We start from the raw sequence: 14,999 nt of genomic DNA, 5'->3' as shown, positions 1-14,999 counted from the left end.
TTGCAGACAACGATCGGACAGGACGTGGCATTTGAAGGGGTCGGATTGCATTCCGGCGCCCCGGCGCGTGTGGTCATCCGGCCCGCCGCCGCGAATGCGGGCATTCTTTTCCGTCGTGTCGATGTGGCCGCTGAACAGGCCGATATTCCGGCCCGCTGGGATCACGTGATCCAAACCCCGCTTTGCACCCGGCTTGAAAACGCCCATGGCATGACCGTCTCCACGGTCGAGCATGTGATGGCCGCGCTCATGGGGTGTGGTATACATAACGCCCTGGTGACGGTGGATGGCCCCGAAGTGCCTATTCTCGACGGAAGTTCGGTGTCCTTCGTGCGCGGTATCTTGTCCGTCGGCCTGACTGAGCTGAACGTGCCCGCCCGTGTCCTGCGCGTGCTCAAACCGGTGGAAGTCACCCGCGGTGAGGCACGGACCCGCCTCTCGCCTCATGATACGCTACTCATTGATTTCGACATTGACTTCAAAGACGCGGCCATCGGAATTCAGAAAAAGCGGCTCAACATGTCGAACGGAAGCTTCGTGCGCGAACTGAGCGACAGCCGAACCTTCTGTCGCAAGGCCGACATCGACGCGATGCTGGCCAATGGGCTGGCACGCGGTGGCACGCTCGACAACGCCGTTGTGGTGGACGGCGACAAGGTTCTCAGTCCCGGTGGCCTGCGCCACGCCGACGAGGCTGTGCGCCACAAGATGCTCGACGCCCTTGGCGACTTGGCCTTGGCCGGGGCGCCGCTTCTGGGCCATTACGAAGGATCGCGTGCCGGTCACGCTCTCACCAACGAACTTCTGCGCACACTCTTTGCAACGCCCGGTGCGGTCGAATGGGTTGAGTGTGACGCGCGCCTTGCCGCCCGGCTTCCCGGCGCGGGCGTGCATTGGGGCGAAATTCCCGCAGTCGCCTGAAGGGCAGGGCCCGCGACGCGCCCGTGACGGCATCCCTATCGATCCAAACTTCTCGTTGAAAAGACGTGCTTTTCCGCCCGCGAAAGCGGCGTGGCCCCGTGATCTCGCGCCGATGGTGCGAAAATGCGCCAAACCCGTTTTGCCCCGCGGATTTCTGTGCTAGCACCGGGATGATCTATGCGGTAAACACCCGCAAGTGACGTGAGTTGGGGGCGCATCCAGAATGACAGTCGGCACGTTCCGGGCAAAGATGATCGGGGGTCTTGTGCTCGTTGCATTCCTCGCCAGTTGCAACAGCGTGCGCGGTCGCGTCGAGCGCGGTGAACTGGATTACGAGAACTACACCGCGCAACAGATTTTCGAACGCGCCGAATATGATCTGGCGTCGAACAATTTCGAACTCGCGGCCCAGAGCTTTGCCGAGGTCGAACGTCTCTATCCCTATTCCGAACTGACCAAGCGCGCGGTCATCATGCAGGCCTATTCCTACCATCTGGAAAAGGACTACGAGGCAAGCCGCGCCGCGGCGCAACGCTATATAGATTTCTATCCGACAGACGAAGATGCGGCCTACGCGCAGTATCTCCTCGCGCTCAGCTATTATGACCAGATCGACGAAGTTGGCCGCGATCAGGGGCTCACGTTCCTCGCCCTGCAAGAGCTGCGTAAGGTGATCGAAATCTATCCCGACAGCGAATACGCCCGGTCGTCCATCCTCAAGTTCGACCTCGCCTTCGATCATCTCGCGTCCAAGGAAATGGAGGTCGGCCGCTACTACCTGCGCCGCGATCATTTCACCGCCGCCATCAACCGCTTCCGGGTCGTGGTCGAGGATTTCCAAACCACCTCGCACACTCCAGAAGCGCTGCACCGATTGGTCGAGGCCTATCTTTCGCTGGGTCTCAACAACGAGGCGCAGACAGCGGCGGCGATCCTCGGCTATAATTTCCGCGCGACCGAATGGTATGAAGATAGCTATGCGCTTCTTACGGCCCGTGGCCTGCGCCCGGAACCGGCGGGCGACAATTGGTTGCGCAAGGTTTATCGCCAGATGATCAAGGGCCAATGGCTCTGACAAGGGTGGCGGGCTAGGCCCCGCCTTACGGGGTTGGCCAATGCTGCGTAGTCTCGACATACGCGACATGCTCATTATCGACCGGCTCGAGCTTGAGTTTCGCGCCGGTCTCAATGTGTTGACCGGCGAAACCGGCGCGGGCAAGTCGATCTTGCTCGATTCCCTCGGTTTCGTGCTGGGCTGGCGCGGTCGGGCCGAACTCGTGCGCCAAGGTGCCGATCAGGGCGAAGTGCTGGCCGAGTTCGACCTACCAAAGGATCACCCCGCCCGTGCCATCCTGCAAGAGGCTGGCCTGCCTGATGACGATACGCTCATCCTGCGCCGCGTGAACACCCGCGACGGGCGCAAGACCGCGTGGGTCAATGACCGCCGCTGCTCGGGCGAGGTGTTGCGACAATTGTCCGACACGCTCATTGAACTGCACGGACAGCATGACGACCGGGGCCTGCTGAACCCGCGCGGCCACCGTGCCCTGCTTGACGCCTATGGCGGGTTTGACCCCCTGCTTTCCGATCTTCGCACCGCTTGGAGCGCACGAAGCGCCGCGGCCAAAGCCCTTGCCAAAGCTCAGGCCGATCTTGACGCGATGCGCGCCGAGGAAGATTTCCTGCGTCACGCGGTGGCCGAGCTTGATGCGCTTGATCCGCAACCGGGAGAGGACGAGGCGCTCGACACACGCCGCCGCCTCATGCAGGGGGCCGAGAAGATTCGCGAAGATATCGGGCGCGCGGCAACGGCTCTTGGCCACGAGGGCGCCGAGGGCGCTTCGGGCGATGCGCTGCGCTGGCTTGAGGGGGCGGCCGACGCGGCCGAGGGCCAACTCGATGAGCCTATGGCGGCCATCGGGCGTGCCATGGTCGAGCTTGACGAGGCGGCCCGTGGTGTCGCCGCCTGCCTTGATGCGCTTGCCTTCGATCCGCACGAGCTTGAGGAGACCGAAGAGCGCCTTTTCGCCATTCGCGCGCTGGCCCGCAAACATGGCGTCGCGCCCGATGATCTTGGCGGCTTTGCCGAAGACTTGCGCACCCGGCTTGCCGCGCTCGATGCGGGCGATGGGCATGTGGCGGATATGCGCGCCGCCCTAAACACTGCTGAGGCCGACTATGACACCGCCGCCACCCGCCTCAGAGACGCCCGGATCGAGGCCGCGTCCCGCCTGGACCGCGCCGTCACCGAGGAACTCGCACCGCTCAGGATGGAGCGCGCGGTCTTCACCACCCGGATCACGCCCGCCGAACCCGGTCCGACAGGCACCGATGAAGTCACATTCGAAGTGGCCACGAACCCCGGCGCGCCCGCCGGCCCCCTGAACCGGATCGCGTCGGGCGGCGAACTCAGCCGCTTTCTGCTCGCACTCAAGGTCTGTCTCGTCGGCGAGGCCTCGGGCCTCACGCTCATCTTCGATGAAATCGACCGCGGTGTCGGTGGTGCGACCGCCGATGCGGTGGGCCGCAGGCTCGCATCGCTGGCCGAGTCGGGGCAGGTGCTTGTCGTCACGCATTCGCCACAGGTCGCGGCACTGGCAGATCATCACTGGCGGGTCGAAAAGGAAACACGCGACGATGAAACCCTGTCCCGTGTCGTCCCCCTTGCCAAGGCCGAGCGTGTGGATGAAATCGCGCGCATGCTGTCTGGCGACCGGATCACCGACGAGGCCCGCGCCGCGGCCACGTCCCTCATGGCGGGCTGATTGATGGATAAACGCAGGACAATCGCGATCGGCATGGCGGGTGGGGGGCTCTGGGCCGTGCTTCTCCTCTGGATCGGAGGCTGGCATTTGACCCTGCCGGTATTCACCCTGATGCCGGTGATCATGACAGCGTTTCTTGCGCCGGGTCTTGTCCTGCTTGCTGTGATCGGGCGTCTGGCGCAGCGGCGCTTCTTTGACGACGCGCTGATTGACGGCGGGCCAATCCCGCCCGGCCACCCCGCCGCCCTTGATCAGCGTGTCCTCACCAACACGACCGAGCAACTTGTGCTCGCCCTCGCGATCTGGCCCGCGGCGGCGGTGCTGCTGGGCGGACAGGGGCCGGGGGTGATCATGGCGCTCGGACTGGGCTTTGCTGTGGCCCGGCTTGTGTTCTGGGTGGGCTATCACATCTCGCCACCGCTGCGGGCTTTTGGCTTCGCAGCAAGCTTTTATCCCACCGTGCTTGTTGCGCTCTGGGCGCTCGGTGCGCTTGCGGGATTTGCCGGCTGAGGTGATCGCGGACGGGGTGATCCGCACAAGACGCAGCATTGCCAAGCCCTGTGGATTTGCCCATCCTCACACTGGGGCGCGGCAGACGCAGCTCCGACGAAAACGCAACACAGGACCATCGCCATGCTAGCTCTTGATCACATCGCCGTTGCCTGTGAAACCCTCGATGAGGGGCGGGGATGGGTCGAAGATGCGCTTGGCGTCTCGCTTGCGCCGGGTGGCGAGCACGCGCATTTCGGCACGCATAACCTGCTTCTTGGCCTCGCCGACGGTCTCTACCTTGAGGTGATCGCCATCAACCCTGGCGCAACAGGTGCGGCCCGGCCCCGTTGGTTCGATCTCGACCGATTTTCCGGGCCACCCCGCATCGGCAACTGGATATGCCGTTCGGATGCCCTTCTCTCTGATCTTGAACACTTGCCCGGCGCGGGCAACCCGGTGGAACTTCGGCGTGGCGATTTGCGCTGGCGGATGGCGGTGCCGGAAACCGGGATATTGCCTTTCGACAACTGCCACCCGGCGATCATGGCATGGGACGGTGATCTGCACCCCGCCGCGCGCCTGCCCGAAAGCGGATGCTGCCTGTCCGAGTTGGTGATCTCGCATCCGCACGCACCACAGATATCCGCCCGGTTGGCCCCCCTTCTCGACGAGGGGGCTCTGCGCTACGAAGTCGGCGCGCCCGGCCTGCGCGCCACCTTCGAAACACCCTCCGGCCCGCGCCACCTGGGATGATCCTGCGGCCCGCCATCCCGGAGGATGCCACTGCGCTCGCCTTGCTTTGGAATCCGCTTATCCGCGACACGTCGGTCACGTTCAACGCCGCCGAAAAATCCGTGGATGCCCTCGCCGCCGATATCCACACCCGCACCAGCGCCGGTCGGGCTTTTCTGCTGGCCGAAGACGGGCGCGGCCTTCTGGGCTTTGCCACCTACACGCAGTTCCGCCCCGGCACCGGATATGCCCACACGCTCGAACACACGATCATCCTGCACGACCGGGCGCGCGGGCAGGGGACGGGCCGCGCCCTGATGGAGGCGATGATGGATCACGCGCGCAACGCCGGCGGCCACGTCCTCGTGGCCTGCGTCAGCGCCGAAAACCCCGGCGCCATCGCCTTTCACGAACGCATGGGCTTTGCGCGCGCGGGGTTTCTGCCCGAGGCGGGGCACAAGTTCGGTCGCTTCATGAACCTCGTCATCCTGCACCGTCTGCTCTGATCCATGCGGGGCCAACACCCCGTGGGCCTTTCCATTTGTTGCGAATACCTCTATCGCGCGCCGAACCCCGAGGGCGCGACGATTTGCTGATCCAGAATCGCGCCGAAACAGTTTAGGCTGGCCCTATGTCCCTGTGGTCCCGCATTTCCGACGCGATTTCCGCGCTCGCCGCTGGCGAAAGCCTCACGGCTGTCTTTGACCGCCTGCGCGCCCCCCCGGAACGAAGCGTGGCTTTCACCATTGCCGTGATCGCGCTCTCGGCCAAGATGGCCAAGGCCGACGGCCTTGTGACCCGCAACGAGGTGACGGCCTTCCGCGAAGTGTTTCAGATCGCCCGCGCCGACGAGGCGGGGGCGGCCCGCGTCTTCAATCTCGCCCGTCAGGACGTCGCCGGTTTCGAGGAATATGCCGTCCGTATCCGCGATATGTTCGATGGGGAACGCGCGGCGCTTTGCGACCTGATGGAAGGGCTCTTTCACATCGCTATGGCCGATGGTGTCTATCATCCGAACGAGGCACTGTTTCTTGAGCGTGTGGCCGAAATCCTCGAGCTTCCCGATGCGGATTTTCGCGCCATCCGCGCACGTTTCGTTCAGGGCGCCCCGAGCGATCCCTACGCCGTGCTTGGGGTTTCTCCCGATGCCTCCTACGACGAGGTTCGACGCGCTTGGCGGCGGCAGGTGCGCGACACCCATCCCGACAAGATGCTTGCCCGCGGCGTCCCCGAAGAGGCGATCAAGCTGGCGGAAAAGCGAATGGTCGACATCAACCGCGCGTGGGAAGAGATCAGTGAGGACCACGCCAATGCGGATCGCGACGTATAACATCGAATGGTTCAACGGGCTTTTTGACGATGACGGGCAGTTGCTCGAAGATGCGGAGTGGTCGGCGCGTTACAAAGTCACCCGTGCCGAGCAGATCACCGCAATTGGCATCGTGCTGACCGCGCTCAATGCCGACGCGATCATGATCATCGAGGCCCCCGATCAAAGCCGTCACCGCTCGTCCGTGCGCGCGCTCGAAGGGTTCGCGGCCAAGATGGGTCTGCGCACCCGCTGCGCTGTCATGGGCTTCGAAAACGAAACCCAACAGGAAATCGCCGCGCTCTACGATCCAGACGTGCTCACGCTCACGCATGATCCACGCGGCGAGGCCACGGGTGCTGCACCGCGCTTTGACGGGGTGTTCCGCATTGACCTCGACGTCGACGCGACCGAGGACGTGGTGCAATTCTCAAAGCCGCCGCTGGAATTGGCTGCGCGCAGCGCGTCCGGAACCGAGTTTCGCATGATCGGGGCGCATCTCAAGTCCAAGATGCCGCATGGTGCCACCACCGAAAAAGCCGCGATGCGCATCAGCATCGCCAATCGGCGCAAGCAGTTGGCTCAGGCAATCTGGCTGCGCCGCCGGGTCGTGGACCATCTTGAACGCCGCGAACCGCTGATCGTGATGGGGGATCTCAATGACGGTCCCGGCCTTGATGAATATGAACATCTTTTCGGACGATCCTCGATTGAAATCGTGATGGGCGAAGGCGTCCAACGCCTGATTGAGCCACACGCCCATGATGCCCTCACGCGCAAACTTGCGCCGATCCACACGACGTCGCGCTTCTATCTGTCTGACACCAAGCGGTATATGCAGGCTCTACTGGATTACATCATGGTCTCGCCCGATCTTGCCGCCCGAGGGCCAAGCTGGCGCATCTGGCATCCGTTTGACGACCCCGATTGCTGGAAGGTGCCCGATCTGTGCGATGCGCTGATCACCGCGTCCGATCACTTCCCGGTCACGCTCGACATCGACCTTTGAATTGCGCGGTGCGTTTACGCCCTAACGCACCGTCCCGATGCACCGACGTGATACCGACGTGTATGCCGACGTAACTACCGACGTCGAATTCCTGTCATATAAGGCCGTTAACCTGTGATCGTGCTCAATTGCGCCGCGTAACCTTCAAATGTCCCGTATCGCTCCTATATGCATGACATGAGACGTTTCATCGCCGCCACAGCAACTGCCCTCGCGATTGGGCTTTCCACGCCTGCTTTCGCTCAGGATGATGAGGCCAAGGACGGGCTCTCTCTCATGGAGGAGGGCGCGCGCATGCTCTTCGAAGGTTTGGCTCAGGAGATGGCCCCGGCGATGCAGGAACTGCGCGATCTGGCCCGCGATCTTGAACCGGGGATGCGCGCATTCGTGGCCGAGATGGGGCCCGCGCTGGCCGATATCCTCGGCCAGATCGAGGATATTTCGAACTACCACCCGCCAGAGATGCTCCCCAACGGTGATATTATCATCCGCAAGAAGACACCCGTCGAGATGGCCATCCCGCACGAGGATGAAGAGATAGAAATCTAACGCTGATTCATTGAAGGGTTCGCCTTTATCCTGAGATATCAGCGAAAAGCGAAGCGCGCGCAATGATCGGACGCCGCGCTACATTTCCGCGAAAAACGTAAAGTTATGCAACTGGTTACGCGATAATCTTCGTGTCGGCTTCCAATGTCTTGGCCAGAGAGTCAAAGCGCGATTGCGCGACCTCTCCGAACAGGTCTTTGGCCGCGTTCGACAGTCTGAGTTCAAGAATTTTCTTCTTGGGATACCACCGCATTTCGCCCGGTTCGGCATCTTTCTCCAGCCATAGCATCGCGGCAAAGCGCATGGCCTTGCCAAGAATTTCGGCCTCGTGCCGCGCCTTCGCGTCGATCAGTTCAAGAAGCGGCGCAAAGCGCGCATTGTCGTGCTTGCTCGAATAGCGGTACATCAGGGCGAGCGCGAGAAACACCCTCTCGGAATGCTTGAGGCCGCCCAGATTGGCGCGAGTCGCATTGTCGAAACACACCTCGGCGCGATAGTCTGGATGCGCCCGCCAGCTTACGTCATGCAACAGGCAGGCCGCCTTGATCAGGCGTCGCCGCTCTGGTCGCCAATTCTTAACCAATGGCTGTATAAACGTGTAGACCACCTTGCCAAAGCCCGGCACGCGCGCGTCCTTATGTTCGGCATAGCGGCACGCCTCGATCAGCGGATCCCGATCCTTGAGCCGCTGGGGCATCTGTTCATACAGCATCCCCTCGCGGATGCCATAGCTCGAGATCGCGATATCCCGGGGGCGAAACTTGCGCACCACCTCCTTCAGAACCTCGATGGCATTGGGCACCAGCGCCATACGCGACGCTGACACACCACAGCGCTGCCTGAGTTCGTCGGGGTCATGCGCGGCAATGAACTTGGCGGTTTCGCGAACCGCCTTGGCGTTCATGCGGTATTCGTGCAGCACGTGCAGCGGGTATCCGAGCCGTTCCATGTCGATCCGCGCAATCGCACGCCACGATCCCCCAACAAGGAAAAGCCGATCGTTCTGGTCTCCCATGTATTCATGAAGATCGGACACTACACGCTTGATATATTTAATTCTCTCCCTTTTACCGCCCTTGATGTCGCGGGTCTTGAGAGGGCCAAGTTCTGACGTCACCCTGCGCCCGACCTTGCCGCCTTTGATCTCGGCCAGTTCCATGGATGATCCGCCGATATCACAGACAAGACCATAAGAGCCGGGCCACCCAAGAAGCACCCCTTGCGCCGATAGCCGCGCTTCCTCTTGCCCATCGATCACCCAGATTTTCTGGCCGGTCTGGGCCATCACTTCGTCACAGAACGCCTGTCCGTCCTTGGCCTGTCGCACGGCGGCAGTGGCCACGATGGTCAACGGGCCCGTGTCCATGCGCTCGGCAAGAACCTTGAACCTTTTCAATGCATTGAGTGCTCTTTTTCGTCCTTCCGGATTAAGGTGGCCAGTCTCCGACATGCCCGCCCCAAGGGCGCACATGATCTTTTCATTGAAGAAATACGCAGGTGACCGCGCGGCCCCATCGAACACCACCAAACGGACCGAGTTCGAGCCGACATCAACGACTCCGACCCTGCGTAGCGCACGGGCCGAAGGCTTGTCGAAAAGGGGACGTCCGAATGGGGGATTGGAGGCGGTTTGGCGCTGAGTCATAAGGTTCCCAAGAGCAGCTCGCCCCCTTATGCGTCAGCGGACTTGGGTGGTCAATCTTCGGTATGAGTTAGTTTCGGCACATCCGCCGCCCCGGCCGATCCGCGGCCCGAGAGCGATGGGTTTTCCATGAAGAACCTATGGCAATTAAAGGTAAATTCGCCCTCGGCTGGCAATTCACGGGTAAAGCTTCCGTCCGGTGCCATGACCCAGCTTTGGGCGACATCGGCCATGTTCGCAGCCATCACCTGGCTCACGATTTGGGCCTTGACGGTGGCATTTTGGATCTCAACCAAGGTTTCGACCCGCCGGTTCAGGTTGCGGCCCATCCAGTCGGCCGAGCTGATGAAAACCCGCGCTTTCTTGTGCGGAAGCCCGTGCCCGTTGCCAAAACAGACGATGCGCGAATGCTCGAGAAAACGGCCTACAATGGATTTGACGCGGATATTTTCCGACAAGCCCTTCACGCCGGGCCTCAGGCCGCAAATGCCCCGCACCACGAGGCTGATCTTCACACCGGCCTCGCTCGCTGCATAGAGCGCGTCGATGACATCCGGCTCAATAAGCGAATTCATCTTGGCCCAGATCTCGGCGCGTTTCCCGGCCCTTGCGTGCTCGGCCTCGGCGGCAATCATCTCAAGCAACCGTGGCTTGAGAGTCAGCGGTGAAATTGCGAGATTCTGAAGTTTTTCTGGTTGAGCATATCCCGACAAGTAATTGAAAACCTTGGTTGCATCCCGGCCAAGGGTCGCATCACAGGTGAAGAAGGAGAGGTCCGTATAGACGCGCGCTGTGATGGGATGGTAATTGCCCGTCCCATAATGCGTATAGGTGACGAGGCTGTCACCTTCCCGGCGCACAACGGTGCTGATCTTCGCGTGGGTTTTGAGGTTTAGAAAACCGTATACCACATGCGCCCCGGCCCGCTCCAACCGCCGCGATTGCCGGATGTTGGCGGCCTCGTCGAACCGCGCCTTGAGCTCGACCAAAGCGGTGACGGATTTGCCGTTTTCGGCGGCCTCGCACAAGGCGCTCACGATGGGAGAGTCGTTGGATGTTCGGTATAGCGTTTGCTTGATCGCCACGACATCGGGATCCCGCGCGGCCTGAGCCAGAAACCGGATGACCATGTCAAAGGTCTCGTAGGGGTGGTGAAGAAGCATGTCCTTCTGACGGATCGCCGCGAACATATCTCCGTCGTGATCCTGCACCCGCTCGGGGACGCGAGGCGTGAAGGGCGGCCAAAGCAGATCGGGCCGATTGTCCAGCACCAGTTCCTTGAGATCTGCAAGCCCCAGAAGACCGTCCACCTCAACAACCTCATCGGGAATGACGTGAAGCTCGGCCATCACCAGTTCACGAAGGTTTTCAGGTGCTTCCGCAGATATCTTCATGCGGACGACTTCACCGCGTCGCCGTCGTTTCAATGCAACTTCGAACTCGCGGACCAGGTCTTCGGCCTCTTCCTCGACCTCAAGATCGCTGTCGCGCAACACACGAAATGCGCAATGCCCCTTGTAAGCATAGCCGGGAAACAAGCTACCCAGATGCTCGAGCAGAAGCTCCTCGAGCGGCAGGACGCGCACAGCGCCATCGCGGGCGGCCAACGGCACGAAGCGGGCGATTTGTTGCGGGATAGGCAGCAGCGCCTGAAGCGTGCGTTTGTCTGCGCGCCGTTCGAGCTGAAGTGCGAGGGAGAACCCGAGATTGGGAATAAACGGAAACGGATGGGCTGGATCAATGGCCAATGGCGACAGAACCGGAAACACCTTGTGCAGGAAAATCTCGTCAAGATAGCTTCGATCGTCGTCATCAAGATCACTTCTGTCCAGTATCAGTATGTTTTCCTTTTCTAACTCCAGACGCAAACTCTGATACGTCTCCTGCTGGCTTGACAGTAGCTTTCGCGCATTCTCGTTGATCAGGACAAGTTGTTCCGCGGGCGTAAGCCCATCTGCGGCGGGCATCGTGTTGCCCGCGCGGGCCAACTCGCGCAGCCCGGCCACGCGGACATTGTAGAATTCATCGAGGTTGGTGGCCGAGATCGAGAGAAACCGCAGCCGTTCAAGGAGCGGGATTTTGGTGTTCTGCGCCTCTTCGAGCACGCGCCAGTTGAAGCCAAGCCAGCTTAGTTCTCGATTGAAAAAACGGCCCGGTCCAGCAAGATCGAGGCCGACGACATCCTGTGCGGGGGCAAAATCGGATTTAAGGAAATCTGCTTGTGTCATGAGCGGGCTATAGGACGCCTTTGCAACAGTTCAGTGACAGAGTCTGGCCCTGTCGCCGTCAATTGTCCAGAGCTTGCGCCGCGAGCTTGCGATTGATCGGTCGGCCCGTCGCCAGTGACATCTCGTCTAGCTGTTGAACGAGCGCCGGAAGCGCCGAGAAACTGCGGGAAATCCTTGGAACAAGGTAAGGTATCGTCTCGGGTGTGGGCCGTAACTGTCTGTCAGAAAATAGTTTCATTAGAACGGATGCAAGTAAAGCATCGTCCGGCGCTTCGATCCTGACTTCGGGCGTGCCTTCCAGTCTGCTTGCCAGATCCGGCAGACCGATCCCGGCCAGCGGCACCGCGTCGCGTGTGGTGAAAAGAAGCGAATGCCCCTCGGCGAGAACCAGATTATGCAAGTGAAAGAGTGCGCGCTCCGCATCGGGTTGTCCCGCAATCTGCCAGATATCCTCGACCGCGACGGGCGTTCGGGCGAGGTCGGGTATGTCTGCGGTCTCAATCTCGGACGCGGTCACGATCCGGGCGCCGGACAGTGCTGCCCAGACATGCGCGAGGTGGGTTTTGCCCGCGCCTTCGGGTCCACGCAGGATGAGCTTGCGGGCGGGCCATGACGCCCAGCTTTCGATCATCGCGACAGCATTGGCATTGGAACTCGAGACGAAGAACGCGTCGCGCCCCATCGCCGGTCGGGCCGGCAGGTCAAAGCTTAGCTGCTTGGGCATCAGGTGTTGTCCTGCTCCGAAACGCCCCTGTAAAGCAGGCTATGCTTGTATTGATGGAAAGCAAAGCGGGCCAAAACGCCGAGTGCTGCCGCAACCGGAACGGCGACGAGCATCCCGACGAACCCGAAGAGAGCGCCGAAAACCGACAGGGCGAAAAGAAGCCAGACAGGGTGCAACCCGACCGAATTACCAACCAGTTTTGGGGTGAGAAAGTTACCCTCAATTACCTGACCTACAACGAAAATTCCAGCGACAAGACCAATGGAAAGCCAATCCCCCCAGAATTGAAACAGAGCCAGCCCAATCGCCAACACGCCACCCAAGAGGGCGCCGACATAAGGAATGAAGGTGATCAGCCCCGCAAAGGCGCCGACGACAAGGCCGAACTGCAAGCCCACGGTCATGAGCGCCACGGCATAGTAGGTGCCGAGGATCACGCACACGGTGCCCATCCCGCGGATGAACCCGGCCAGTGTCAAATCTATTTGATGCGCAAGGTGGCGGATCGTGGGGGCATGATCACGGGGCAAAAGATCATCGACCGCGACCATCATGTTGTCCCAATCATACAACAGGTAAAAGGCCACGACGGGAACAATCACGAAAAGCAGAACCAAGTTGATCAGGGACGAGACCGACCCGATCGCGGTTTCGAGAAGCTGACCGCCCTTGGCCTGAATCGTTTCGCCGACAACCAGAAGCGATTTGCGTAGGGTTGAGTCGGTATCGCCCAATTGCGGAAATGTCCGGGTCAGAAATTTCTGCAGATCACTGGTCAGTTGCGGGGCCGTGTCAAACAATGCGACGGCCTGATTGATCAGCGTGGGCACCACAAGAAGCGCCATAAGTATAAAAATGACGAGCGCAATCAGAGTTATAGTTGCCACAGCTAATGCGCGGGACAGGCCAAGGCGTTCAAGCCTGTCGGCCACAGGATCGAGGAAATAGGCAATCGCCCCGCCCAGAACAAACGGCAGGATCACATCCCCGAGGAACCACAAGATAACAAAGAACCCCGCCGCGGCGATGCTCCAGTATGTTAACTGTGTTCTGACTGGCAGGGCCACGGCATGTTCCTTTCCGCGCGGTCGCACAGAGATTGCCTATCGCGCTCCACGTTTCAAGGGGTTTCCTCGCGCCGGCGCGCGCTTGCCTGTGCGCGATCTTTGTCTTAGACGTGCGCGGAGATGTTCATATGACACCATGCCGAAAGGTTCGTCCATGCGCCTGAGCCGCTATTTTCTGCCCGTTCTCAAAGAAACCCCCTCGGAGGCGCAGATTGCAAGCCACCGGCTGATGCTGCGCGCCGGAATGATCAAACAGGCAGGGGCAGGTATCTATTCTTGGCTTCCCTTGGGGTTCAAGGTGCTGAGAAACATCGAGAATATCGTGCACGAAGAGCAACGCCGCGCGGGTCATATTCCGATGCTCATGCCGACTTTGCAATCCGCCGATCTCTGGCGCGAGAGCGGGCGCTATGACGATTATGGCGAAGAGATGCTCAGGATCACCGACCGGCAGGGGCGCGACCTGCTTTACGGGCCGACGAACGAGGAACTGATTACGGATATTTTCCGAGCGCATGTGGGAAGTTATAAAGATCTGCCCATGACGCTGTATCATATTCAATGGAAGTTCCGGGATGAGATCAGGCCACGCTTTGGCGTGATGCGCGGCCGCGAATTTTATATGAAGGACGGTTATAATTTCGACCTGACCAAGGAAGACGCGCTACACGCCTATAACCGTCACCTTGTCAGCTATCTGCGCACCTATGAGCGCATGGGGCTTCAGGCGATCCCGATGCGTGCCGACAGTGGCCCGATCGGGGGGGACGACACTCATGAGTTTCTCGTTTTGGCGGAAACCGGCGAATCCGAGGTGTTCTATGACAAGGAAATCACGGACCTGAAATTCGGCGACCGCGAGATAGACTATGATGACCGCGCGGCCTGTCAGGCGGTTCTGGAAGAATTCACGAGCCGCTATGCACGAACCGACGAAACGCATGATGAACAGGCCTTCGATCAGATCCCCGAAGACCGCCGCCGCGTGGCGCGTGGCATTGAGGTGGGGCAGATTTTCTACTTTGGAACCAAGTATTCAGAGCCGATGGGCGCCACGGTGCAAGGCCCTGATGGCAAGCCGGTCGCCGTGCATATGGGCAGCCACGGCATTGGCGTAAGCCGTCTGGCCGGTGCGATCATCGAGGCCAGTCACGACGATAAGGGCATTATCTGGCCCGAGGCCGTAGCGCCTTTCCATGTCGGGATCGTCAACCTCAAGCAAGGCGATAGCGAGACCGATAGCGCATGCGAGGCGCTTTATTCTGCGCTTACTGCGTTGGGGCTTGAGCCGCTTTATGACGACCGTGATGAGCGGGCGGGCGGCAAGTTTGCGACGATGGACCTGATCGGGATACCGTGGCGCATCACCGTGGGCCCGCGCGGCCTTAAAAACGGGGTGGTGGAACTGACCAGCCGCCGCAGCGGGGAAAACGAGGAACTTTCGCCCGAGGATACCATCGAAAAGATCGCCGCGATCTTTGCCGAGGTCGACCTTCCGGGCAAGGGGGTCTAAGCCGAAAGGGGCTGTTTTCCGCCACTCCGTGCGCGACGGGATTTGAAA

At 60.8% G+C, this 14,999-nt stretch carries 14 protein-coding genes; 10 read left to right on the top strand and 4 right to left on the bottom strand.

What is annotated here, in order from left to right:
- From lpxC to V8359_RS17630, 9 genes are all read left to right on the top strand, one after another.
- A complete protein-coding gene (gene lpxC / locus V8359_RS17670; protein WP_336430429.1) occupies positions 1–921 on the top strand; it encodes a UDP-3-O-acyl-N-acetylglucosamine deacetylase in 921 nt (306 codons plus the stop codon).
- Positions 922–1,144: 223 nt separating this feature from the next.
- Positions 1,145–1,996, top strand: a complete 852-nt coding sequence (locus V8359_RS17665) for an outer membrane protein assembly factor BamD (protein WP_336430428.1) — start codon at positions 1,145–1,147, stop codon at positions 1,994–1,996.
- Positions 1,997–2,036: 40 nt separating this feature from the next.
- Positions 2,037–3,686 (top strand): DNA repair protein RecN, encoded by a 1,650-nt coding sequence (gene recN / locus V8359_RS17660; protein WP_336430427.1) that lies wholly within the window; start codon positions 2,037–2,039, stop codon positions 3,684–3,686.
- 3 nt (positions 3,687–3,689) lie between these two features.
- Positions 3,690–4,196 (top strand): MAPEG family protein, encoded by a 507-nt coding sequence (locus tag V8359_RS17655; RefSeq protein ID WP_336430426.1) that lies wholly within the window; start codon positions 3,690–3,692, stop codon positions 4,194–4,196.
- A 123-nt stretch (positions 4,197–4,319) separates the two neighbouring features.
- Entirely contained in the window at positions 4,320–4,931 is a 612-nt protein-coding gene (locus V8359_RS17650) for a VOC family protein (RefSeq protein WP_336430425.1), read from the top strand.
- Complete coding sequence (locus tag V8359_RS17645) at positions 4,928–5,416, top strand: GNAT family N-acetyltransferase (protein ID WP_442970401.1); 489 nt, start codon at positions 4,928–4,930, stop codon at positions 5,414–5,416. Before V8359_RS17650 ends, V8359_RS17645 begins: the two co-directional genes overlap by 4 nt.
- 125 nt (positions 5,417–5,541) lie before the next feature.
- Positions 5,542–6,240: a molecular chaperone DjiA gene (locus V8359_RS17640; RefSeq protein WP_336430424.1), complete on the top strand. Its 699-nt coding sequence runs from the start codon at positions 5,542–5,544 to the stop codon at positions 6,238–6,240.
- Entirely contained in the window at positions 6,221–7,228 is a 1,008-nt protein-coding gene (locus tag V8359_RS17635; protein ID WP_336430423.1) for an endonuclease/exonuclease/phosphatase family protein, read from the top strand. The genes V8359_RS17640 and V8359_RS17635 overlap by 20 nt, the downstream gene beginning before the upstream one ends.
- Positions 7,229–7,405: 177 nt before the next feature.
- Positions 7,406–7,777, top strand: a complete 372-nt coding sequence (locus tag V8359_RS17630) for a hypothetical protein (RefSeq protein ID WP_336430422.1) — start codon at positions 7,406–7,408, stop codon at positions 7,775–7,777.
- Positions 7,778–7,892: 115 nt separating this feature from the next.
- Here V8359_RS17630 and V8359_RS17625 read toward each other — a convergent pair whose 3' ends face one another.
- Genes V8359_RS17625 through V8359_RS17610 form a run of 4 tightly spaced genes read right to left on the bottom strand, consistent with a single transcriptional unit; the run spans position 7,893 to position 13,438 of the window.
- Positions 7,893–9,422, bottom strand: coding sequence for a Ppx/GppA family phosphatase (locus V8359_RS17625; protein WP_336430421.1), 1,530 nt, complete (start codon positions 9,420–9,422; stop codon positions 7,893–7,895).
- Between the two features lie 50 nt (positions 9,423–9,472).
- Positions 9,473–11,647, bottom strand: a complete 2,175-nt coding sequence (locus V8359_RS17620; RefSeq protein ID WP_336430420.1) for an RNA degradosome polyphosphate kinase — start codon at positions 11,645–11,647, stop codon at positions 9,473–9,475.
- Between the two features lie 58 nt (positions 11,648–11,705).
- Positions 11,706–12,371, bottom strand: coding sequence for a chromosomal replication initiator DnaA (locus tag V8359_RS17615; protein ID WP_336430419.1), 666 nt, complete (start codon positions 12,369–12,371; stop codon positions 11,706–11,708).
- On the bottom strand, positions 12,371–13,438 hold the full coding sequence (locus tag V8359_RS17610) for an AI-2E family transporter (protein WP_336430418.1): 1,068 nt from the start codon (positions 13,436–13,438) through the stop codon (positions 12,371–12,373). Before V8359_RS17610 ends, V8359_RS17615 begins: the two co-directional genes overlap by 1 nt.
- A gap of 154 nt (positions 13,439–13,592) precedes the next feature.
- Here V8359_RS17610 and proS point away from each other — a divergent pair, with 154 nt between their 5' ends.
- Positions 13,593–14,951 carry a proline--tRNA ligase gene (gene proS / locus V8359_RS17605; protein WP_336430417.1) on the top strand — a complete coding sequence of 453 codons (1,359 nt, stop codon included), beginning with the start codon at positions 13,593–13,595 and terminating at the stop codon, positions 14,949–14,951.
- The last annotated feature ends 48 nt before the right edge of the window (positions 14,952–14,999 follow it).

It is taken from the genome of Roseovarius sp. E0-M6 (assembly GCF_037083845.1).
Taxonomy (GTDB): Bacteria; Pseudomonadota; Alphaproteobacteria; order Rhodobacterales; family Rhodobacteraceae; genus Roseovarius.
This window is presented reverse-complemented; position numbering and strand designations above follow the sequence as displayed.

Bases quoted from the DNA above. Each gene is read 5' to 3' on its own strand.
- V8359_RS17665 (WP_336430428.1), top strand. From the start codon at position 1,145: ATGACAGTCGGCACGTTCCGGGCAAAGATGATCGGGGGTCTTGTGCTC.
- recN (WP_336430427.1), top strand. From the start codon at position 2,037: ATGCTGCGTAGTCTCGACATACGCGACATGCTCATTATCGACCGGCTC.
- V8359_RS17655 (WP_336430426.1), top strand. From the start codon at position 3,690: ATGGATAAACGCAGGACAATCGCGATCGGCATGGCGGGTGGGGGGCTC.
- V8359_RS17650 (WP_336430425.1), top strand. From the start codon at position 4,320: ATGCTAGCTCTTGATCACATCGCCGTTGCCTGTGAAACCCTCGATGAG.
- V8359_RS17645 (WP_442970401.1), top strand. From the start codon at position 4,928: ATGATCCTGCGGCCCGCCATCCCGGAGGATGCCACTGCGCTCGCCTTG.
- V8359_RS17640 (WP_336430424.1), top strand. From the start codon at position 5,542: ATGTCCCTGTGGTCCCGCATTTCCGACGCGATTTCCGCGCTCGCCGCT.
- V8359_RS17635 (WP_336430423.1), top strand. From the start codon at position 6,221: ATGCGGATCGCGACGTATAACATCGAATGGTTCAACGGGCTTTTTGAC.
- V8359_RS17630 (WP_336430422.1), top strand. From the start codon at position 7,406: ATGAGACGTTTCATCGCCGCCACAGCAACTGCCCTCGCGATTGGGCTT.
- V8359_RS17625 (WP_336430421.1), bottom strand. From the start codon at position 9,422: ATGACTCAGCGCCAAACCGCCTCCAATCCCCCATTCGGACGTCCCCTT.
- V8359_RS17620 (WP_336430420.1), bottom strand. From the start codon at position 11,647: ATGACACAAGCAGATTTCCTTAAATCCGATTTTGCCCCCGCACAGGAT.
- V8359_RS17615 (WP_336430419.1), bottom strand. From the start codon at position 12,371: ATGCCCAAGCAGCTAAGCTTTGACCTGCCGGCCCGACCGGCGATGGGG.
- proS (WP_336430417.1), top strand. From the start codon at position 13,593: ATGCGCCTGAGCCGCTATTTTCTGCCCGTTCTCAAAGAAACCCCCTCG.